Source organism: Pelagicoccus albus, assembly GCF_014230145.1.
Taxonomy (GTDB): Bacteria; Verrucomicrobiota; Verrucomicrobiia; order Opitutales; family Opitutaceae; genus Pelagicoccus; species Pelagicoccus albus.
The window spans coordinates 547716-567886 of the sequence record NZ_JACHVC010000006.1 but is presented as its reverse complement, the minus strand read 5'-3'; the positions used below and the strand labels follow the sequence as shown (position 1 = coordinate 567886).

The following is a 20171-nucleotide window of genomic DNA, read 5'->3' as shown; positions in this document are numbered from 1 at the left end:
TGGAGAACCTTCTGTACATTCCCGCAGCATCGGGCCTTGTGGTTTTGAATCCCTCACTACCGTCTAGATTTTAGTTGAGGAGCGGAGTTCGAACAGTAGCTTAACGTCACTTCGATGGACCAATCAGAGCAAAAGTTCGACGTCGCGATCACTTCCCTAAAAAAGGAACGGTACCGTATCACGGAACCACGCAAAGCCTTGCTTCGCCTGTTGATCGATAGCGAAAAGCCACTGAGCGCTGAAGAAGCTCACGAAGCGCTAGGAGCCTCGGACTACGATCTGGTGACCGTTTACCGAAATCTGGAGACATTCGAATCAGCGGGGATCGCGACACGCATTCCTACCGAATCTGGAAAATCCCTTTACGAGCTCAACGCCGAGGAGCATCACCACCACCACATCATTTGCAGAAAATGCCATAAGGCGGAGCGACTCGATCATTGCGAAATCGAGAAGCTAGAAAAATTGGCCTCCAAACTCGGGTTCACCGAGGTCACGCATGTTCTGGAGCTTTACGGGCTGTGCGATAACTGTCGCTAAGCAATTAGAGCGACAGGATAGCTTCTGTAGCCGTGAATACTTGGGGCACCTCCAGCTCAATCTCCTCGATAGCTGTCCTGCTGATGCCCGAGCGTTCCCAGACCTGATCCAACATTCGTGGTTTGAGCGAGGATGGCGTCCCCTCATCTCGTTTGCAGCAGATGTAGTCAGCGATATGAACCAAATCGACAATGGGGCAGTGAATCCGCCTTTTCAGAGAAAGAGGGTCGTGATGGTAGCCCGCCACACATTGAAGCGACTCCGACAAGCCCCACTTCTTAAACAAGATTCGTCCGACATCCTGATGAGTGAATCCCATAACACGAGATTCCGCTTCCTGGATGGATTCACCGATCAACTCCGCTCCATCGATAATGCCCACCATTTCTGAAGGAAATCCTTCGATGAGGGCCAGGATACCGATGTCGTAGAGCAAGCCAGCCGTGTAGAGCTGATTCGAATCCACGATTCGCCGAATGAACTGGGGAGCTTTGGCGTGCAATTTCTCCGAAATCACAGCCACAGAAACGCAACGTTTCCAGAAGCACCTCAAATCCAGATGCTCATGTGGAATGTCGATTTGGCTGATAATTCCGAGAGCAAGTGAACTCTGAACCACTGCTCGCATACCCAGCAATTGGGCAGCTTCCTCGATAGAGTTCACGGGAGTTCCCGTGCTGTAACAAGAGGAGTTGGCTAGCTTCAAAAGATTCGCCGCCAGCTCCGGGTCCATCCGCACCACGGCTACGACATCCTCGACATCGGAATGCGGGTCGTTCGCGATACGCTGCAAGCGCAGAAAAGAATCCGGCAAGTTCGACAAAACGAAGCCATTCAACAGAAAATCAATAACCTCCTGTTTTGTCATTTCGACTGTTCCTCTCCCCTTCTTTTCTCGCTAAGGAGTTTCTGGCGGAGTCGTATAAGTGTGATTTTGTGGGAAATCATCCTGAATCTGGTTGGCTAGTATAAATCGAGGTTTCGCGCCTTCGATACCTTGGATATACGGATCCGCCGCCAGTTAGCTAAGCCATGCCTAGTCCTTTTAACGGATAGTTTTACATCGCTTAGGGATTATTTCCACCGAAACTAAACAATATCTACATTACCTAGGGACAAGGCTTTACAGAAATAGGGGCCAACGACCTAACCTTATACGTAGATGAGCGTCTAACGAACTATTCTGGCAGTCCAGACTCTACGAAAAAGGCCGAGCGTTACAGCTCGGCCCCCGTCACTAAATGCAATGTTGAGAATGAAAACGCTACGCGTTAACCAAACGATTCAAAGCGCTCACGACGCCGCGTATGGAAGCCATGGATATGTTTGTATCGATTCCCGCTCCGAAACACGTAGCTCCGCTTGGAGCTTTGAGCTCGATATAGGATACCGCCTCGGAACGCGCTCCTTTGGCAAGCGAATGCTCGCTATAAGAAAGCAGCTCGAAGTCGCTGTAACCCAATGACGCGACAGAGTCCACAAACGCGGCGATAGGGCCATTGCCCGTGCCCTTTATCGTTTCCTCTTTCCCATTGTGCGTAACGGTCGCGCAGCCCTCCACGGTGTTCTTATCGATTCGCTCAAAGTTATACTCGAGAACGTCCAGCGGTTCACGAACTCGTATGTATTCGTTTTTGAAACACTCAAAAACGCCTTCTGGAGTAATCTCGTCGCCCGTACGATCCGCTTCCGCGTTAACCACCTTGCCAAGCTCCTTGTGCATTTCCTTGGGCAGGTTAAAGCCGTATTCCTTCTCCATGATGTAAGCTACGCCGCCTTTGCCAGATTGGGAGTTGATGCGGATGATGGCACGGTAATTACGGCCCAAGTCCTTCGGATCGATCGTCATGTACGGCACTTGCCAGAGAGCTCCAGCATCGTCGTCGGGCATTTGCACAAACCCCTTCTTGATCGCATCCTGGTGGGAGCCGGAGAAAGCGGTGAAAACGAGGTCTCCGCCATAGGGCGAACGTGGATGCACATCCATCTTAGTCACTCGCTCGTAAACTTCGCGGATATCGTTCAGATTCGAGAAATCGAGCTGCGGATGGAGTCCTTGAGTGTACATGTTCAAGGCTACCACTACGATGTCCAAGTTTCCGGTGCGCTCGCCGTTTCCGAACAAGGTTCCTTCCACGCGGTCCGCACCCGCTAAAAGACCCAACTCCGTCGACGCCACGCCAGTGCCGCGGTCATTATGAGTGTGCAAGCTGATGATCACGCTGTCGCGACGGGAGATATTGCGGCAAAACCATTCGATCTGGTCAGCGTGCACATTCGGCATCATGAGCTCCACCGTATTGGGCAGATTCAGGATCATCTTGCGGTCCGGGGTCGGCTCCCAGACGTCGCAAACCGCCTCGCAACATTCGAGCGAGAATTCGAGCTCCGTATCGGAAAAGCTCTCCGGCGAATACTGCAGGACAATTTCTGTGTCTGGTAAGGTAGGAACCAGCTCCTTGACGAGTTTAGCACCTTCGATCGCGATCTGGCGGATCTCCTCTTTACTCGCTCCAAAAACGACGCGGCGCTGCAAAGGATTCGTCGAATTGTAGATATGCACGATGGCCCGCTTCACGCCCTCCAGAGATTCGAAAGTACGGCGAATCAGATGCTCACGGCATTGTACCAATACCTGGATCGTAACGTCGTCCGGTATCAAATTGTCAGATACGAGCCGGCGCAAAAAGGCGAACTCCGTATCCGAAGCGGAAGGAAACCCGACTTCGATTTCCTTGAAGCCGATGCTGACCAGCGTCTTGAATAGCTCCACCTTCTCCTCTACGTTCATGGGAATGGCGAGAGCCTGATTTCCATCGCGTAGGTCTACACTGCACCAGATAGGGGCCTTGTCGATGGAACGACTTGGCCATTGGCGATCCGGCAGATCGATTACCGAGAAGGGTCGGTACTTAGTGATTGGCGGTTTTTGCATGGCATTTTTTCAGTTAGGAAAACGAAGTCCAATAACAGGGAGGGGCAACCCCAAAAATGCCGGGCGATTTTCTGATAATTTCGTTTCGCGCCTCGCCCTAAGCAAGGCCCCAATACCAAATACACGTCCCGACAGCCCCTCTTTCTACAGGAGGTTGAGGCTGTCTAGCTTGCTAAGTCGTAGCTCGATTTGGACGTTCGAAATCATTTGAGAGGGCAGCAAGAGAACGCCTCCGCCCAGAGGTGTCAAGGCCCTTGAGCCACATGGCTTTCCGCTATTCTGTTAGAGCAGCCAAATACAGAAGGCTATTTAGCAAAGGAGTTTACTCCTCACCTCGCCCCCGTAACCTTCGACCCATGTTATACAACCCATTCGGAAAAGACCAAGTTAAGATATCTCGCGTAGGGCTCGGCTGCTGGCAACTAGGAGCCGACTGGGGAGAGGTCGACCCCACAGTAGCGAAAGCGATTCTGGGAGCTTCCGTGGACAATGGAGTCACTTTTTTCGATACCGCCGACGTCTATGGCGGTGGACGCTCGGAGAGCTTGATTGGCGAATTCCTGGCTGAATCCAAACTGCAGGACGAGATCTTCGTTGCGACGAAGCTGGGTCGTTTCGGTGATCTTTATCCGGATAATTACACCGCGGCGGGCGTTCGGGAGCGAGTCGAAGAATCCCTTGTCCGCTTGAAAACCGACTGTCTGGATCTGGTACAGCTTCACTGTATCCCCACCGAGGTGATGCGTCAGGACGAAATTTGGGAAATCCTGGAAACGTTGGTAAGCGAAGGAAAGATCGCCCGTTTCGGAGCGAGCGTGGAGTCGATGGAAGAGGCACTCCTTTGTATCGAGAAAGCCCCCGCCCTCACCTCTCTGCAGATCATCTTCAACATCTTCCGCCAAAAACCGATCCGCAAGCTGTTCGATACCGCCAAAGCGAAGCAGGTCGGCATCATCGCCCGGGTGCCGCTTGCCAGCGGTTTGCTGACCGGGAAATTTTCAATCGATACAAGCTTCGAAGAGACCGACCACCGGAATTACAACAAGGACGGAAACGCCTTCAATGTAGGCGAAACCTTTGCGGGCCTCCCTTACGAAAAGGGAGTCGAACTCGCAGACAAATTGAAAGCCGAAGTCCCCGAAGGCATGAGCTTCGCCCAGATGGCGTTACGCTGGATTCTCGACTATGACGCCGTTTCCGTGGTGATTCCTGGCGCAACGCGAGTTGAGCAAGCAAAGGCTAACGCTGCGATCGCAGACCTACCCCAGCTTGGAGATGAACTCCATCAAACGCTTCGTACGTTCTACAAACACGAAGTCCGCGACCACATTCGCGGTCCCTACTAGAAACTGATTCACTCCCTATGGCCGGTCTTCTCAAACGGGCTCTACCAATCCTACTCGCATTTAGCCTTTCTGCAGAGGAGGACCCTGTGCACGAATTGGATCCTTTGCTGGTAAATGCTAACCGCATCGAATCCTACGAGAACGCTTCTCTATCCGTGACGCAATTCGGGCCCGAGGAACTCGAGAGCTTGAAGTATCGCGATATCAACGAAGCCATTCGCTCCGCCCCCAGCATCGCCACCTACCGTCGTACTCAGCCTAGCTCCGCCCACCCATCGACTCAAGGAGTCCGCTTTCGAAACACCGCCGCCAACGCCACCTCCCGAGCTCTTGTCGTCTACAATGGCGTCCCGCAAAACGACCCCTTTGGAGCATGGGTCTACTGGCACCAGTTCGACCTCTCGCAAATCGAGCTTGTATCCATTTATCCAGGCGGAAGCGCAGAGCAGTGGGGAAACATGGCTGCGGGAGGCGTCATCTCCTTGCTTGCAGAGGGAGCAGCACCTGGTTCATCGGAGATCCAAGCGAGCATAGGTACAGCGGATCGATACGAACTACAGGCGAATTCCGCAACATCCTTGAGCGACTCAGTCGTAGTTGATTTTGGCTTACGCCGTTTCTCCACAGATGGTTTTAGCACTGTTAGGGAAGATCAACGAGGCCTGGTCGACGAAACTGCCAACTCCGATTCGACCTCAGGACAAATTCGCCTGAGCTGGGATTCGGGCCACCTTTGGAACTCGCAATTCATCGTTAGAGGTATGCAGGAGCGCCGGAGCAACGGCACTGCCCTAGCTCGAAACGAGACCGATTTGCTCGATCTTTCCTACATATCGGAACGCCGATTCGACGCTAGCGATGCTCGACTGAATATCAGCCTATACTTTCAAGACCGCCAATTCCGCAACGTCTTTACCTCAGTAGCGGAGGACCGAGCTTCCGAGAGGCCCGCTCTCGACCAATATGACGTGCCCGCAAGTTCCTACGGCGGCGCTATAGCTTACCGGCAGGACACAGTCTCTCCCTGGTCCTTCGACCTTGGTGTCGACTACAGATTCATCGAAGGGACGATCAACGAGCGCTTCCGAAACCTAGGCGATGGCTTTACTCGCGACCGGCATGCGGGCGGGAAGCAACTCTTCGCTGGAGGATTCATAAAATCGCAATTCACCCTGAGCGAAAAAGATACTTTATCCGCCACCTTCCGCCTAGACCAAGCTAAGCAATTCGACGGAGTCAGAATCGAAACCGATACCGTTGCGAATGAAGTCCTCTTGGACGAAACCTTCGAAGACCGAAAGTCCAATCCCCTAAGCGGAAACCTATCCTGGCGCCACCAATTCGCGGATACGACTTCTAGCCAACTCAGCCTGTTCAGCGGCTTTCGAGCTCCCACATTAAACGAGCTTTATCGACCGTATCGAGTCCGCAACGACATAACAGAAGCGAACCCAAACCTAACCGACGAAACGGTTCGAGGCATCGACTATACGATTTCCTATTCTCCAAGCAATCGCAACGAACTGCGATTCACTGGCTTTGCCTACGAAATCGAAGACATGGTAGCCAACGTAAGGGTGACCACAGAGGCGGGATTCGACCCAAGGTTTGGATTCATCCCGGAGGGAGGATCTGGCAGTCTTCGAGCCAATCTTAATCGAACAAGCGTATCGGGATTCGAATTACACAGCACAAGAGACTTCACAGATACTTTCCGATTTAATCTAGCTGCAACCTATACCCAAACCAGAGTCGAATCCGACGAATACACTCAATTGGAAGGGATGGAATTCCCTCAGTCTCCCCCATGGCGAATCGTGGCTGGATTCGATTGGCAGCCGAGCGAGATCCTGCAACTCTGGAGTCGTTACATTTGGGCGGATCGTTCTTTCGAGGATTTGGGTAACCAGATTAAAATCGGAACGAGCTCCGAACTCTCACTCGGAGCCCGATATCAAATCGATAACAGCAGAAGTCTATCGTTCACCGTGAGCAATCTGCTAGACACCGAAAACGTGGTGGGAATCTCGTCCGCCGGTTTGGTTAGCGTCGATGAGCCAAGAGAGTTTCTACTGACCTTTAGCTGGAGGCGATAAGCCTAGCCCTGCCCGCAGATCCGGCTTGCCTCCTCTTCTCAAGTCCACACACATCTGGGCCCATTTTCCATGGAAAGCCCTCAAGCAAACTATGATTTTCGTTTCGGCGGTATCGGTCGACTCTACGGAGCCCAGGCTCTCGAGCGTTTCCGAACGGCTCACGTATGCGTAGTGGGCGTGGGTGGAGTCGGGTCCTGGGTAGTCGAAGCGCTCGCTCGCAGCGGCATTGGAGCCCTCACTTTGGTCGATCTCGACGACATTTGCGAGAGCAACATTAACCGCCAGATTCACGCGATGGACGGATTGATCGGCACCTCCAAGATAGAGACCATGGCGGGGCGTTGCCGGGCTATTAATCCAGAGTGCCGGGTTAATTGCCTCCACACCTTTCTTACCTCGAAAAACGTGGACGAGATATTGGCTCCGAGGTTCGATTACGTCGTCGACGCGATCGACAGCACCAGCCACAAGGTGGCGATCATCGCAGCCTGTAAAAAGGCCGATATCCCAGTTCTCACCATAGGAGGAGCCGGCGGGCGAATCGATCCGACCCAAATCCAAATTTGCGACTTGGCTCGCTCTATCAACGACCAATTGCTCAAACGAGTACGCAAGCAATTGCGGCAACAGCACGGATTCCCTCGTCAAAAGCGGCGGAAATTCCACATCGACTGTGTCTTTTCTCCCGAAGAGCCGATGTATCCTGAAACCTGCGACATCGAAGGTGAATCTCAAAGCGTACGTCTTGATTGCTCCAGCGGATATGGAGCGGCAACGCACCTAACTGGGACCTTTGGCTTCTACGCAGCGGCGGAAATTCTTAAGCGACTCGCCTACGGTCGTCCGGAGGAACAGGAGCAAGATGCGAATCCTCCGACCTGACTCTGGATAGCTCCAGCTATCGGGCTACGGGCAAATGCCTTGACCGGCCAACACCTTTGCCTCTGCATCCGACATCTCCTTAGGGCATGAAAATCACCGATTTAAATAGAGAGAGCGGCATCGGCTCGAACTCGTTGCTAGTGGAAGCCGGCGGCTATAATTTCATAGTCGACGCCGGTCTACACCCGAAGCTGACCGGTGCGGCAGCTATGCCTGATTTCGAACACATCGGTGATCGAAACATCGATTTCGTGATCGTGACCCACTGTCACCTTGACCACATTGGAGCCCTCCCCGTCCTCTTGAAGCGCCACCCGAAAGCTCGCGTTTTGATGAGTTTGCCCAGTCAAATGCTGGTCGAACGTATGCTCCACAACTCCTGCAACGTAATGAAGCGGCAAAAGGAGGAAAAACGGATCCCAGAATACCCGCTCTTCACCCACGAGGAAATCGAGGGAATCTCAGGCCGTTTCGAGGCTATGAAATACAAACAGCCCCTCGTTCTGAAAAAGGCAGACGAGGAGTTGACCATCACGTTGTATCAGGCCGGCCATGTGGCTGGGGCTGGAGGGTTTCAAATCGAGCACGGGGGCAAAACAGTCTTTTTCACCGGAGACGTGCTCTTCGATGATCAACGGGTCCTGAACGGAGCCCGTTTCCCCAAAGCCCGAAAGTTCGACGCCATGGTAATCGAAACCACCCGCGGCGAAACCGAGCGACCGGAGGGCAAGACGCGTGAGAGCGAGGTCAAGCGTCTCCTGAAGTTGATTGGCGAGACGATACGTGGCGGAGGTTCAGTGCTGATTCCAGTATTTGCTCTTGGCCGGATGCAAGAGCTTCTCACCTTACTGAATGACGCACGCAAAGATGGCCGCCTTCCCAAGTGCCCAGTCTATGGAGCGGGCCTCGGCCTCGACATCGCAGACTATTTTGACCACATCGCCAAGCGGACCCAGCTCATTAGCTACACACGCAAGGTAACCAAGGAGCTGCGTCTGAAACGCCCCCCCCGCAAGCTCACCCCGGGGAAAGAGCCAGGCGAGCCGGGTGTATTTGTCTTGAGTAGCGGCATGCTAGTCGAGCGAACTCCCAGCTACATGGTCGCTTCTACGTTGCTTGCCAGTACGAGAAATACGATCTGCTTCGTCGGCTATTGCGATCCCGATACACCCGGTGGCAAGTTGCTGGATACGAAACCGGGGCAGACCTTTCTGTTCGACGTATTGGATTATCAATGCCCCGTTCTGGCCAAGGTGGATCGATTCGAGATGAGTGGTCACGCAGATCGGGAGGAGATATTGGAGTTTGCCCTGGCTGCAGAGCCGAAGTCCATTGTCCTGACCCACGGTGACCCGGGGGCAAGAGACTGGTTTAGCCAACAGCTCGAGGCCGCGGACCATCCTGTTCGAGTTATCGATCCAGAGCCTTTGAAAGCGGTCGAAGTCTAGGAGGAGTTCGCTCCGGAACATCTTTTACCGCCGTTTAACCGCCCTCGCAGTTGTTAAATCCTGCATTTCAGCTTTCATTCTAGGCTCCGCCAAGCCTCCACTTTAGGGAGGCAAGCCCTAGCCCTAGATTGAGAATGAAAGTACAGGTCCAGCCCACCGATATCGAACATACCTTCTCCGATGATACCTTTCTGGTCTCGAAAACGGACCCGAGAGGGATCATCACTTACGCCAACACCACGTTTATCCACATGTGCGGATACTCGGAGATGGAGCTACTGAAACAGCCCCACAACATCGTGAGGCATCCCGATATGCCAAAGGCCGCTTTTAAAGACCTTTGGGACACGGTGGAAACTGGCAAAGAGTGGCACGGCATCGTGAAAAACCTTCGCAAGGACGGAGGCTTCTACTGGGTCGACGCAACCGTAACGCCCACGATGGTCGACGGAAAGATCGTTGGCTACATGTCAGTGCGCCGCAAACCGACGCGAAAACAAATCGACGACGCGGCCGCCCTTTACCGCACAATGATAGCCGAAGAAAGAAGCTGAGATTACACGACCATGGAAAACCAAACGGAAACCGCTCCCACAGAAAAATCCCTTTCCGCAGACCAAAGCGCAACGATCGCCAAGATTCAGGACGTCCTATCGCAACTGGTTGCGGGCAACCTTGAATTGCGTTTCACCAACATCGGCCAATACGGAGAATTTTCAGGAATCTGCTCCGACATCAACGACCTCATCGACAAGGTAGAAACCTATTTTCGCGAAGCGATTGGCAGGATGGAGGATTTCGGTAACGGCGTCTCGGGCTGCCAGATTGACGAACGCGGCTTTGAAAATACCTTCCTCGAGTCCATCCGCCTTTTTAACGGAAACCTCCGCCACAGTGATCTACAGCGGCAACAACAACGCGAAGTTAGCCAAACGCTGCAAGAAACGGTCGCCGCGTTGAACGACACCGTCACAAACATGGAGGAGACCACCCGCGACCTCGACCAAAACTCCAATCAGACCCTGGAGTCCGCCGAATCCGTCGACAAAAGCTCGCAGGAGACAAATACGCTTACCGATGAAGCCGCAAACGCGTGTTCCGAGCTGGCCAAGGCCATCAACGAGATCAGCGCCAGCATGCAGCAAGCGAATTCCGTGACCGGAGACGCAGTATCGATGGCCACCCAAACAGCTGGGACGATCAAAGAACTGCTGAGCTCGAGTAACCAAATCGGCAAAATCATCACGCTGATCGACGGCATCGCGCACCAGACCAATTTGCTCTCTCTCAACGCTAGCATCGAGGCAGCGAGAGCCGGCGATAATGGAAAAGGATTCGCCGTCGTGGCTAGCGAAGTGAAGAAACTCGCCACCGAATCCCAAACCAACGCGAAAACAATTTCGCAACAGGTTGCGACCATACGTCGCCAAGCGGATGAATCCTCGCAAGCGATACAACGGATCAACACCGTGATCGAAGAAATCAACTCGATTTCCCTTTCCGTGGCCGCTGCCACAGAAGAGCAAGGCACCGTGACTCACTCCATTTCAGGTATCATGAACGATGTTGCCACCGCAGCCCAAAACATCACGCACGCCATCAATACGGTGGCAAGCAAGGCCAAGCAAAATACCGAAATCTCCTCCCACGTTTCGAGTCACGTTTCTAAGCTTTCGGAAATTTCGTTAAGCCTTCGTTCGCTTGCGGTGCAGCTAGACACCTCGAAACAATCATAAGAGCTTAGATCCTAGGAGACTTCATGAGCTCCCGTGTAGGCGTGCGTCATAGCGACTGCTGCGGCGTCCGACTCATCGAGCTCTAACATTGCCCCGTGTCCTAGGAGGGTACGAATCGTCTTGGCTACCTGCTCCTTGCTGGCACGTCCGTTTCCGACTACCGCCTGCTTCACACGAAGAGGCGGATACTCGAACACCTCTTTGCCTCTCATTGCAGCAGCGGCAATGGCGGCACCGCGGGCCGCTCCAAGGATTTGGGCCGTCTGGAAATTCTGCACGTAGATAGTTTGCTCCAGGGCAACGATATCGATCTCATACGTATCCAAAATCTCGAGCACCCTCGCGCATATGTTGCCTAGGCACTGAGGCATCGAAATCTTGCTGCTACGTTGTTTCAGCGTTTCGCTCCTGAGGAGGATTTGACGCCCCTTTTCCCCAAATTCGATTACGGCCAGTCCTGTACCTCTTAAACTAGGATCGATACCCAGAATGGTCCCGACATATTTCCGCTTGATGAAGCCTGCCGGCAATCCACTCACGGTGGATACAGGTTTACCGGCGACCTTGTCTTTCCAAAGTTGTCTGACGTTTTTCCGAGCCATTCCCTAAACAAAAGAAATATAGAGCATGTAGACGACTGCGGCAGCGGTCAGCCAAAATGCTACTCTTTCGAACCAATTCTGACTAATTTTCTTCGCAAACAAAAAGCCAGCTACGCTACCCGCCAAAACGAAGGGCAAAAGCTTCAAGTTTGCTTCCAAGCTACCAAAATTCACCAAGCCCTCGTGGTAAAGAAACGGTAGTTTAAATAGATTGAGAAAGGTGAAAAAGTACACGCTTGTACCCATGAAGGCCAATTTTGGAAGCCTCATGGAAAGAAGGTATAAGATCATGATGGGGCCTGCCGCATTGGCCAAAGTAGACACAAAGGCAGCGATGACTCCAATCGTCGCAGCCGCGGCATAATGGTGGGGCAAAGCGTCGCTCATGAGCTTGGGGTACTTTTGCCGCAAGATGTGCAAGCCCAGCATCGCCGCTATGAGTAAACTAATACTGACCCGTGCCCAATTTCCCTCAAGGGCTCCCAATGCCAACCAGCCGAGGATTACGCCTACGACAGCCCATGGAACTAGGCGGGAAACTTGCTTCCAATCGGGATCACGACGATAAATCAGTAGCGAGCAAAGGTCTCCCGCCACCAGCAAAGGCAAACCGAAACCCACTGCGTCTTTTGCATCGAGCAGTATTTGAAAGATCGCTACGTTTAGGATTCCTAGACCCGGCACCCCACTTTTGCTCATGCCAATGATCAGGGCGGCTACCGCAAACAAGCACCATCGCCACATCTCGAAATCCATACCCGCAAGGGAGAAGCCGCTTAACGGAAAGGCAACTTAAAACCTCTTAGGTGAGAATCTCTCTTTTCTCGCCAAGTAGCTCGCACCCCACATGCTCCGGCAAATGAAAAAATTGCGTTGGGGCATTATCGCTACCGGATTTATAGCAGGAAGGTTTGCTACAGGCCTGCGCACCTCAAACACCGGAAAATTAGTCGCAGTATCGAGCCGTACTCTAAGCGGGGCCGAAAACTTCGCTAAGGAACACGGCTGCCCTAAAGCGTACGGAAGCTATTCAGCACTACTGAATGACGACGATGTGGATGCGGTTTACATCGCCACGCCCCACCCATTTCATATGCAAGTTGCAGTCGCCGCTGCAGAATCAGGGAAACACATTCTCTGCGAAAAGCCGATCGGCATGAATATCCAGGAAATGGAGACAATCATGGCAGCCGCTAAAGTGGCTCGGGTTACTTTGATGGAAGCCTACATGTACCGATGTCACCCACAATCGACCAGAGTGGTGGAGCTCATAAAAAGCGGTGAGATCGGGGACGTAAAACTCGTGCAGGCAACTTTTGGGTATCACGCGCCTTTCGATCCAGAAGGCAGACTATTCGCCAAAAAACTAGGTGGTGGTGGTATACTCGATGTCGGTGGGTATCCGGCGTCCTTCGCCTGCATGGTGGCAGATGCGGTTTCAGGAAAAAACAACACCGCAGTAGAGCTGAAAGGCTGCGTGGGGACTATTGATCCTCGCTGCAAGACTGACACGCTTGCCATCGCCAATCTGGAATTCGAAAACGGAATCGCAGCCCAGATCTCTTGCAGCACCCTGCTAAGCCAGGTCAATACCGCTCGCATCCACGGTACCAAAGGCTGGATCGAGGTCCCCTACCCTTGGGTCGTCAATCCTGATGGTGGCGAGTGGACGCTTTCGCTTGTACGTGAAGACCAGGAGCAAGCAGAACACATTTCAGGCTACGAAGCCAGAGGCCTGTACGGGATCGAAGCTGATTGCTTCCATCAACTCGTCCTCGGCAAGACTCCAGAAGCACCGTGTATGAGCCCTTCGGATACTCTGAGAGTCAACACGATCCTCGAAAACTGGCTCAAGGGAATTAGCTAACCTAGGAGAGCTCGCGGGCGAGACTAGTCTTCCGTAGAGCGAAACTCCTCCAAGGAGAGAGAGCTTTTCTGTTCGTCTGGCTTAACGGTTGCCTCAGGCTTGTATCCGACTGGGCTGCCTTTCAGCCAGCTGCCTGCGTAGTAGACCACACCATTATCCTCGTAGGTTTCAAATTCAGTTATTCTGTACCCGTCATTCAGATACATCGAATTCTTGTTGTAGAATTCGTCTGGGAGGAGGTCGAATGCGTAATGGCTTTCTTGCCACCCTTCATTTTTGACCCATTCCCCAGCGAAAACGAATTTCCCCTCATAGTCGTAGCCTTCAATATCAAGGAGACGGAAGCCGGCCTTTTCCATATTGGCTGCTAGCTCGCCAAACTTGTTCTTGGAAATAGCCCTGTAAAAGCGAACTTCCTTCCCATCGTTTTTCAACCAAAGGCCTGCATGGCGATACTTGCCATTCGCCCCATAGGCTTCGAAATCTATGAGGCGATAGCCGCGGTCGGCCATTTCCCCGTAACGGTTGGAAAAATCTAGGCTTTCCATCCCAAGGTAGAATTCAGTGTCGATCCCGCCTTCGGTGAGTCTCCAGATTCCGGAAAAGTGAAGAGTCGCCCCGTTGCGATCGACCTCGAATTCTACGAGCGAGTAGCCTGCCTCGAGGTGCTTGTTATGGGTGTCAACAAATTCAGCGACCGGTAGCGACATAGCGATCTGCCAGCCGTCCCCTTCCTTAAGCTTGTTCCATATGGTCGAAACCGTAGTGGAACGTCCGCTTCGATAGCTCTCGATATCAACGATGCGGTAACCTTGGTCGTTCAGCTCCTTGAATGCCTTGGCAAAATTTGCTCTGTCCAATCCGGACTTAAACTGGAACTCCACTGGCTTGTCGGTGTAGTCAGCAGCTTGGACAACTGCCCATGCCGAAACCCACGCAAAAGCGATGGCAAGGTATCGGAAGGTGCGTCTTTCGAAAAATCGAGTGGGTCGGGCCTGCAGTGTCATATTGGAATCCTCTAAGTTCAAACATTAGGATCGGCCCCAAAAAACTCATCTGAAGACGAGATAGCCCCTAAATTACAGTAGGCATCTCAACACGTTGCCCCTGAGCAACTCGCCCAAGAGTCAGTTATCAGGTTGTTAGACCGGATTTCGAACTCGATGCCATCCCATTACGTCAGCGTAGGGAACAGACCCTCCGAATATGTCCAAAGCGCTCCCGATGGTCAGATCAACTTTCCCACCCCCAAAGTCTTCAACCAGATCAAGGTCGCTTAACGAACGGGCTCCTCCTGCGTAAGTCATTGGTATACTGCAATTAGCGCCCAGCATTCGAACTAGATCGGTCTCGATACCACTCATGAGTCCTTCAACATCGACCCCATGCACGAGGAACTCGCTGCAATAACTAGCCAGTAAGTCTAACGTCTCCGCATCTACCTTTGTTTCCGTGAAATTCTGCCAACGGTCTGTGACCACCCAGTAGGAACCATTTCTGGACCGGCAACTTAGATCCAATACGAGTCGATCCCACCCCGTTTCAGATTTTAGCTTATCGAGGCGATCAAAGTCCACGCGACCCTCTCGAAATACGTAAGAGGTAACAATCACATGCGATGCCCCAGCCTCCAGATACTCGGCAGCGTTTTCAGCAGTCACCCCTCCTCCATACTGCAAACCACCGGGATAAGCGGATAACGCGGATAAGGCGGCCTCCTTGTTACCTGGGCCCAAGGCGATGACGTGTCCCCCGGTCAAATTGTCTCGTTCATACATCCGGGCGAAGTCAGCGGGAGCCATCTCGGATTCGAAATTGGTTTCCACCTTCGCGTCAGCGTCGTCAGCCAATGTGCCGCCAACTATCTGGACAACTTTTCCGTTTCGCAAATCGATGCAGGGACGAAATTTCATAATGAACTAAATCTATATTGCCGGCCGGTATTTTGGGAAAGCCTGAGTCGCCTCGATACCCAACCGATCCAATTCCCCTTCCACCTGAACCCGATAGCGGTCGAGATCCTCGTCGTCCGATGAGCGCGGCACCTCGACGAGATCTCCCACTGTGATCAAAACTCTGGCAAATGGCTTGGGAAAGATCATCCGATCCCAGGAGCGAATTCGCCAGTAGTCGCTTGCCCAGCAGGAAACAGGCAGGATCGGCTTGCCAGTCATTTTGGAGAGAGCAGCCACACCTACTTTTGCTTTGTAGACGGGCCCTTTGGATCCATCCGGCAAAATAATGATGGAGTGTTTGTCGCGTTTGATGGCACGTAGGAGCCCACGCAAGCCGTTGGCTCCTCTGCGAGAAGAGGAGCCTCTCACCACTTTTGCCCCAGCGTATTTTCCAATCGTAGCGCCAATCTCGCCGTCTTTTGAATCGCTGGACATCATGGCTAACTTGAAGCCCTCGCTGAACAGGTAACGGTAGATGTAGGTAGCGAAGTAGAACATCCGATTGTGCCAGCAGGCAATTACCATGGAGTCGTCTCTTTCGGTCAGTCCGAGGAATTCATCCCTTCGTCCCACGACCCTCAAACGATAGGTGTAGCTGAACACCTTGATCACCGCTAGTATAAGAAAGGCGATGATACGCGTCTTGCGGGGCGCTGATTTGATTGATTCGTCTACGGGCATGGCGAGGCTGCTACACTTGCAGTCGCTCGGCCCGCACCGTCAAGGAAAGATGATGCCCCGCAGTGATTTAGCGGATCTTGCTTCGCTCTTCCAAGCGATTCGATGCGATGAGCCCTCGCACTTTTCTCACGTAGGTCCAACGCTCTTGCGAGTAGTTCGAGAGGCCCCCGGCGAGATCCTTTCCTGTAACCTCCATCCCATTCTCTCGGTGCGCAGCTCGGATATCTCGCAACGCCTCGTAATGATGACTCGTGTTCAGGTTGCGAATGTAAGCCAAAAAAGAGTCTCTGGGCGTATCGTAGGCTGCCACTTCGTAGGTTTCCCCAGCAGGCCGCCGGCGAGGTACAATTCCGCAACCGGGCTCGTAACACCAAATGCCAAAGAGATTGTTCCCCTGTCTCGCAAACCTCGAAGTACCCCAGCCACTCTCAATCGCTGCTTGAGCAAGCACCATTGAAGCAGGAATCACATCCACTCGGTTGAGTAGTTCGGCGATGTCCTCGAGCCCAGCGGTCTCCACCATCTCAAGCCCGTAAGATTCGCGGAGCACGTTAAACAAGACGAGACGCTTTCCGCTTAGCTCCCCATTCTCTTCGAAGTAGTCTCTGAATGACTCAACCTGCGAACGTTCCTCCAAAATCTCTCGATTCGCTTCCACGACAAAAGGTTCTAGAAAGTTGAAAAACGCTTTCTTTCTTTCCGGAGTCGAAGCGATGCTAGCAAAGTTCGGCAGATGCACGATTTCCTCGTGCCGATATTGCTCTTTCTCTTCGATGATCGTCTCAACGACACTAAGAACGGAATAGATCGAAATTACGATCAAGCTGAGGGCGGAAGCCAGGAACATCCATGTCTGGTAATCGCTGGGAGGAGAAAAACTCACCCCTTTCAGTAGCGACATGTTTGGTTTTCGTTTCGGGCTCATAGCAACTATGACGTTTCGCGACCGACTTTGGACGACTACGAGAAGTCTCGAATAAGACTCCCACTTGCGAGCTTAGTGCAAAAAAAGTTGTAAAAAACAGAAATTAACCAAGCCAAGCTAGGCTTGCCCGCTCCTGTGGGAAATTCGTTCGCTTTGCTGAAAAGAGCGGAACCTAGCTCCGATACGCCACTCGACGCACTTGTACTAAAAGTATTAGCGGAAGCGCGAGAAAGGTAAAGCAATTCGAATACCGGTAGGTTCTTCATAAGTTCCGCATAGAGCATGATGACCTCACAGAAGTCAAAAACGGAGCGTTCTGAACGTGGCCTCAGGGGAAACCGGACCTCCCTAAGTAGTAGCGCCTAAAACCTGAACCGCAACTAATTCAAAAATATGGTAACTATTAGAGCACAAAGATTGTAAGTGACAGTCTATGAGGATTCCTTTTTTTCCCACTCAGCGAATATACTGAATCGAAGTAGGTTCCGGTTCGTACAGGAAAGATATTCCAGAGAAATGATCAGCAAACTAGGTAGGCAGAGTATCAAAATCGTAAGCGAAGCGGGTGAGCTGGCGGCGTTTTCCGCACGGGCGCTTACTTCGTTGCCTTCACAGCGTCATATTTTTGAAAAGCTGAGCCGGGCGATTTTCGAAATAGGTGTTCGCTGCGTGCCCATTACCTTGATCGTTGGATTATTCACTGGGTTGGTACTTGGGTTGCAGCTCTACTACGTGCTTACCAAGTTCGGTTCTGAAAGTCTGTTGGGACAAGCAGTCGCTCTATCGATAATCCTTGAGATAGGCCCCGTATTCACCGCCATAATGATCGTAGGACAAGCAGGCAGTGCCCTCTCCGCCGAGATTGGGATCCAAAGAAATGCCGAACAGATAGACGCTCTCCACACGATGCAGATTAATCCAATCGGATTTCTCGTCTCGCCTCGCTTGTGGGCCGCCGTAATCGCCTTTCCAATTCTCACGACCTTCTTTGATCTTGTGGGCATTTGGGGTGGATATTTGACCGGAGTGGAATTGCTCGGAGTGGACTCGGGAGCGTACTGGAATCGCATATTCGAAGCCGTCAGCACCCAGAATATCGTAAACGGCTTGATCAAAGCACTCATATTTGGAGCGGTCACCACCATGATCTGCTCGTTCCAGGGCTACTACACTCACTTGAAATCCGACATTCCGGGAGCCAGAGGCGTTTCCCAAACAACCACCCGAGCAGTCGTCTTCTCGAGTATCGCGATTCTGATGTTCGACTACATCATAACCTCTTTTCAAATGGGACAATGAGCGACGGTCGATTCTTGAAGCTTCGCGGCCTAAGCAAGGCCTTTGGCCCTCAGGTTATTCTTAACGATATCGACTTGGATATCCCCTTGGGCGAACACACCACAGTGATCGGCAAAAGCGGCACCGGAAAATCGGTCCTGCTCAAATGTATCTCCGGACTTTTGGCTGCCGATTCTGGCACAATATCCTCGGGGGATTCGAAAGGAGCTCCGGCCTGCAGTTACATGTTTCAACAAAACGCCCTGTTCGATTCGATGACAGTGGAAGAGAACATTGCCTTGCCCTTGCGTGAAAAAGGCAAAGCAGGCACTGCCGAAATAAAAGAGCGAGTCGGCAAATTACTTGACCAAATCGATCTGCTCGCTGCAGCGAAGAAATATCCAGCCGAGATTTCTGGAGGTATGAAAAAGCGTGTCGCTCTGGCGCGAGCGTTGATCACTAGCCCTGAGATAATCCTTTTCGACGAACCCACCACGGGACTGGACCCTCAACGCAAATACAACGTGTTTGAGATGATTCGCGACTACCGGAAGCACTTCGGCTTCACAGTTCTCATGGTCAGCCACGATGTGCCCGAAGTCTTCGAGATCTCCGACAATGTAGCATGGCTCGACCAAGGCCTCATAAAATATTGGGGCAAACCTGAGCAACTGATGGCGAATCCGCCCGAAGACCTGAAACCATTTCTTAACCCTGCCTTATCCCCAGCCTAGGGCCTTCTAACCTATTCAAATGAACAGCAAGAAAATCGATTTTTCAGTCGGACTTTTCGTGATAATTGGCCTCTGTGCCATCGTCTATATGGCAGTCCAGATCGGTAGCAGCCGGTTGGTCGGAAAAGACTCCCAGACCGTTACCGCCATATTTTCCAATATAGGAGGCCTAAGTTCCGGCAGCAATATCACGATCGCAGGCGTTAAGATAGGTACTGTGGGACCTATTACGCTTAACTCCGAAACCCTCAAAGCCGAAGTTGAGCTCCGCATAAACGGAGACATTGAGCTATTCGACGATGCGACCGCAGCCATCAAGACCAACGGCCTTATCGGCGACAAATACATCTCCATCTACCCGGGCACTCCTGGCATAGGCTTTCCCCTGGAAGCCGGTGACAAGATTGTGGATACCGAACCGGCCTTAGACATTGAAAATCTTATCAGCAAATTCGCCTTTGGCTCCGTAACGGAAGAATAGGCGGAACCCTCAGCTACTTTACTTTCGTCTGACCAAACCAATCAAACTACCTTCTAGATGAAATCGATCAAACCACTCGCCTTTTTGGCTCTGCTCTGGACAGCGCTAGCCTCTCAATCAGTCGGAAAGGCTGAAGAGACTCCGCAGGTTCTGCTGGAAAACACCATTAACGACGTAATAAATATCCTGCATCAGGGCCCCGAAGTTTCCGTTGAGGACAAGGGCGAGCAGATATTGTCCACACTGCAGAAACAGTTCTCCTTCGACATCATTATTAGGAGAACCCTCGGAAGAAACTGGACCGCTCTCAACGAAGGCCAGCAAGACCAGATAACAACCCTAATCACCGACCTGTTGATTAAGGCCTACACGAACGAATTGACCGGAGCAAAAAAGCCCGAGGTGAACGTCGTAAAAACAGAGGAGCTCGGATCCAACAAGATCGAGATTTTCACCACGGTAAGCTATAAAAACAATCTAGTTTCGGTCAGCTACAGGCTGGCAAATATCAGCGGTCGCGGTTGGCAGGTCTATGATATCCTCATCGAAGGTACGAGCTTAGTGGCAAACTACCGGAGACAGTTCGACGAGCACTTCCAGACCAAGACCGCCAAAGACCTTCTCGACCTGCTGAAAGAGAAGATAGCGGCTTACGACAAGTAGAA

Annotated in this window: 20 protein-coding genes; 12 read left to right on the top strand and 8 right to left on the bottom strand. The window is 52.2% G+C overall.

Going from position 1 to position 20171, the window contains the following annotated elements; genetic code table 11:
- Positions 1-114: 114 nt before the first annotated feature.
- Complete coding sequence (locus H5P27_RS05860) at positions 115-540, top strand: Fur family transcriptional regulator (protein WP_185659438.1); 426 nt, start codon at positions 115-117, stop codon at positions 538-540.
- 4 nt (positions 541-544) lie between these two features.
- Here the strand turns inward: H5P27_RS05860 and H5P27_RS05855 are convergent, their stop codons facing one another.
- On the bottom strand, positions 545-1408 hold the full coding sequence (locus tag H5P27_RS05855; protein WP_185659437.1) for an HDOD domain-containing protein: 864 nt from the start codon (positions 1406-1408) through the stop codon (positions 545-547).
- 396 nt (positions 1409-1804) lie between these two features.
- On the bottom strand, positions 1805-3475 hold the full coding sequence (gene leuA, locus H5P27_RS05850; RefSeq protein ID WP_185659436.1) for a 2-isopropylmalate synthase: 1671 nt from the start codon (positions 3473-3475) through the stop codon (positions 1805-1807).
- 356 nt (positions 3476-3831) lie between these two features.
- Between leuA and H5P27_RS05845 the strand changes: the two genes are divergently transcribed.
- The 6 genes from H5P27_RS05845 (at position 3832) to H5P27_RS05820 (ending at position 10983) form a co-directional block, all read left to right on the top strand.
- Positions 3832-4821, top strand: coding sequence for an aldo/keto reductase (locus H5P27_RS05845; protein ID WP_185659435.1), 990 nt, complete (start codon positions 3832-3834; stop codon positions 4819-4821).
- Positions 4822-4838: 17 nt separating this feature from the next.
- On the top strand, positions 4839-6917 hold the full coding sequence (locus H5P27_RS05840; protein ID WP_185659434.1) for a TonB-dependent receptor: 2079 nt from the start codon (positions 4839-4841) through the stop codon (positions 6915-6917).
- Positions 6918-6986: 69 nt separating this feature from the next.
- A complete protein-coding gene (tcdA, locus tag H5P27_RS05835; protein WP_185659433.1) occupies positions 6987-7799 on the top strand; it encodes a tRNA cyclic N6-threonylcarbamoyladenosine(37) synthase TcdA in 813 nt (270 codons plus the stop codon).
- Between the two features lie 86 nt (positions 7800-7885).
- Positions 7886-9247 (top strand): MBL fold metallo-hydrolase, encoded by a 1362-nt coding sequence (locus tag H5P27_RS05830; RefSeq protein WP_185659432.1) that lies wholly within the window; start codon positions 7886-7888, stop codon positions 9245-9247.
- Between the two features lie 134 nt (positions 9248-9381).
- Positions 9382-9801, top strand: a complete 420-nt coding sequence (locus H5P27_RS05825) for a PAS domain-containing protein (protein ID WP_185659431.1) — start codon at positions 9382-9384, stop codon at positions 9799-9801.
- Between the two features lie 12 nt (positions 9802-9813).
- Positions 9814-10983: a methyl-accepting chemotaxis protein gene (locus H5P27_RS05820; protein ID WP_185659430.1), complete on the top strand. Its 1170-nt coding sequence runs from the start codon at positions 9814-9816 to the stop codon at positions 10981-10983.
- 11 nt (positions 10984-10994) lie between these two features.
- Here H5P27_RS05820 and ruvC read toward each other — a convergent pair whose 3' ends face one another.
- Both ruvC and H5P27_RS05810 read right to left on the bottom strand, forming a co-directional pair.
- Positions 10995-11585 carry a crossover junction endodeoxyribonuclease RuvC gene (gene ruvC / locus H5P27_RS05815; RefSeq protein WP_185659429.1) on the bottom strand — a complete coding sequence of 197 codons (591 nt, stop codon included), beginning with the start codon at positions 11583-11585 and terminating at the stop codon, positions 10995-10997.
- Positions 11586-11588: 3 nt separating this feature from the next.
- Entirely contained in the window at positions 11589-12341 is a 753-nt protein-coding gene (locus H5P27_RS05810) for a sulfite exporter TauE/SafE family protein (protein ID WP_185659428.1), read from the bottom strand.
- Between the two features lie 103 nt (positions 12342-12444).
- On the opposite strand from H5P27_RS05810, the gene H5P27_RS05805 reads away from it, so the two are divergent.
- Positions 12445-13452: a Gfo/Idh/MocA family protein gene (locus tag H5P27_RS05805; RefSeq protein WP_185659427.1), complete on the top strand. Its 1008-nt coding sequence runs from the start codon at positions 12445-12447 to the stop codon at positions 13450-13452.
- A gap of 23 nt (positions 13453-13475) precedes the next feature.
- Here H5P27_RS05805 and H5P27_RS05800 read toward each other — a convergent pair whose 3' ends face one another.
- From H5P27_RS05800 to H5P27_RS05785, 4 genes are all read right to left on the bottom strand, one after another.
- On the bottom strand, positions 13476-14459 hold the full coding sequence (locus H5P27_RS05800) for a hypothetical protein (RefSeq protein ID WP_185659426.1): 984 nt from the start codon (positions 14457-14459) through the stop codon (positions 13476-13478).
- Positions 14460-14594: 135 nt separating this feature from the next.
- Entirely contained in the window at positions 14595-15365 is a 771-nt protein-coding gene (gene hisA, locus H5P27_RS05795) for a phosphoribosylformimino-5-aminoimidazole carboxamide ribotide isomerase (protein WP_185659425.1), read from the bottom strand.
- 12 nt (positions 15366-15377) lie between these two features.
- A complete protein-coding gene (locus H5P27_RS05790; RefSeq protein ID WP_185659424.1) occupies positions 15378-16088 on the bottom strand; it encodes a lysophospholipid acyltransferase family protein in 711 nt (236 codons plus the stop codon).
- Between the two features lie 67 nt (positions 16089-16155).
- The gene (locus tag H5P27_RS05785) at positions 16156-17013 is read right to left on the bottom strand and encodes a glucosaminidase domain-containing protein (RefSeq protein ID WP_221774616.1); all 858 of its coding nucleotides are present in this window, start codon (positions 17011-17013) and stop codon (positions 16156-16158) included.
- A gap of 516 nt (positions 17014-17529) precedes the next feature.
- Here H5P27_RS05785 and H5P27_RS05780 point away from each other — a divergent pair.
- The 4 genes from H5P27_RS05780 to H5P27_RS05765 are packed head-to-tail and all read left to right on the top strand — an operon-like array spanning position 17530 to position 20169.
- The gene (locus H5P27_RS05780) at positions 17530-18312 is read left to right on the top strand and encodes an MlaE family ABC transporter permease (RefSeq protein WP_185659422.1); all 783 of its coding nucleotides are present in this window, start codon (positions 17530-17532) and stop codon (positions 18310-18312) included.
- The gene (locus H5P27_RS05775; protein WP_185659421.1) at positions 18309-19025 is read left to right on the top strand and encodes an ABC transporter ATP-binding protein; all 717 of its coding nucleotides are present in this window, start codon (positions 18309-18311) and stop codon (positions 19023-19025) included. Before H5P27_RS05780 ends, H5P27_RS05775 begins: the two co-directional genes overlap by 4 nt.
- A gap of 19 nt (positions 19026-19044) precedes the next feature.
- Positions 19045-19506 carry an outer membrane lipid asymmetry maintenance protein MlaD gene (gene mlaD / locus H5P27_RS05770; protein ID WP_185659420.1) on the top strand — a complete coding sequence of 154 codons (462 nt, stop codon included), beginning with the start codon at positions 19045-19047 and terminating at the stop codon, positions 19504-19506.
- Positions 19507-19563: 57 nt separating this feature from the next.
- On the top strand, positions 19564-20169 hold the full coding sequence (locus H5P27_RS05765; RefSeq protein WP_185659419.1) for an MlaC/ttg2D family ABC transporter substrate-binding protein: 606 nt from the start codon (positions 19564-19566) through the stop codon (positions 20167-20169).
- Positions 20170-20171 lie beyond the last annotated feature (2 nt).

Coding starts and splice junctions, on each gene's coding strand:
- H5P27_RS05860 (WP_185659438.1), top strand. CDS start 115: ATGGACCAATCAGAGCAAAAGTTCGACGTCGCGATCACTTCCCTAAAA.
- H5P27_RS05855 (WP_185659437.1), bottom strand. CDS start 1,408: ATGACAAAACAGGAGGTTATTGATTTTCTGTTGAATGGCTTCGTTTTG.
- leuA (WP_185659436.1), bottom strand. CDS start 3,475: ATGCAAAAACCGCCAATCACTAAGTACCGACCCTTCTCGGTAATCGAT.
- H5P27_RS05845 (WP_185659435.1), top strand. CDS start 3,832: ATGTTATACAACCCATTCGGAAAAGACCAAGTTAAGATATCTCGCGTA.
- H5P27_RS05840 (WP_185659434.1), top strand. CDS start 4,839: ATGGCCGGTCTTCTCAAACGGGCTCTACCAATCCTACTCGCATTTAGC.
- tcdA (WP_185659433.1), top strand. CDS start 6,987: ATGGAAAGCCCTCAAGCAAACTATGATTTTCGTTTCGGCGGTATCGGT.
- H5P27_RS05830 (WP_185659432.1), top strand. CDS start 7,886: ATGAAAATCACCGATTTAAATAGAGAGAGCGGCATCGGCTCGAACTCG.
- H5P27_RS05825 (WP_185659431.1), top strand. CDS start 9,382: ATGAAAGTACAGGTCCAGCCCACCGATATCGAACATACCTTCTCCGAT.
- H5P27_RS05820 (WP_185659430.1), top strand. CDS start 9,814: ATGGAAAACCAAACGGAAACCGCTCCCACAGAAAAATCCCTTTCCGCA.
- ruvC (WP_185659429.1), bottom strand. CDS start 11,585: ATGGCTCGGAAAAACGTCAGACAACTTTGGAAAGACAAGGTCGCCGGT.
- H5P27_RS05810 (WP_185659428.1), bottom strand. CDS start 12,341: ATGGATTTCGAGATGTGGCGATGGTGCTTGTTTGCGGTAGCCGCCCTG.
- H5P27_RS05805 (WP_185659427.1), top strand. CDS start 12,445: ATGAAAAAATTGCGTTGGGGCATTATCGCTACCGGATTTATAGCAGGA.
- H5P27_RS05800 (WP_185659426.1), bottom strand. CDS start 14,459: ATGACACTGCAGGCCCGACCCACTCGATTTTTCGAAAGACGCACCTTC.
- hisA (WP_185659425.1), bottom strand. CDS start 15,365: ATGAAATTTCGTCCCTGCATCGATTTGCGAAACGGAAAAGTTGTCCAG.
- H5P27_RS05790 (WP_185659424.1), bottom strand. CDS start 16,088: ATGCCCGTAGACGAATCAATCAAATCAGCGCCCCGCAAGACGCGTATC.
- H5P27_RS05785 (WP_221774616.1), bottom strand. CDS start 17,013: ATGAGCCCGAAACGAAAACCAAACATGTCGCTACTGAAAGGGGTGAGT.
- H5P27_RS05780 (WP_185659422.1), top strand. CDS start 17,530: ATGATCAGCAAACTAGGTAGGCAGAGTATCAAAATCGTAAGCGAAGCG.
- H5P27_RS05775 (WP_185659421.1), top strand. CDS start 18,309: ATGAGCGACGGTCGATTCTTGAAGCTTCGCGGCCTAAGCAAGGCCTTT.
- mlaD (WP_185659420.1), top strand. CDS start 19,045: ATGAACAGCAAGAAAATCGATTTTTCAGTCGGACTTTTCGTGATAATT.
- H5P27_RS05765 (WP_185659419.1), top strand. CDS start 19,564: ATGAAATCGATCAAACCACTCGCCTTTTTGGCTCTGCTCTGGACAGCG.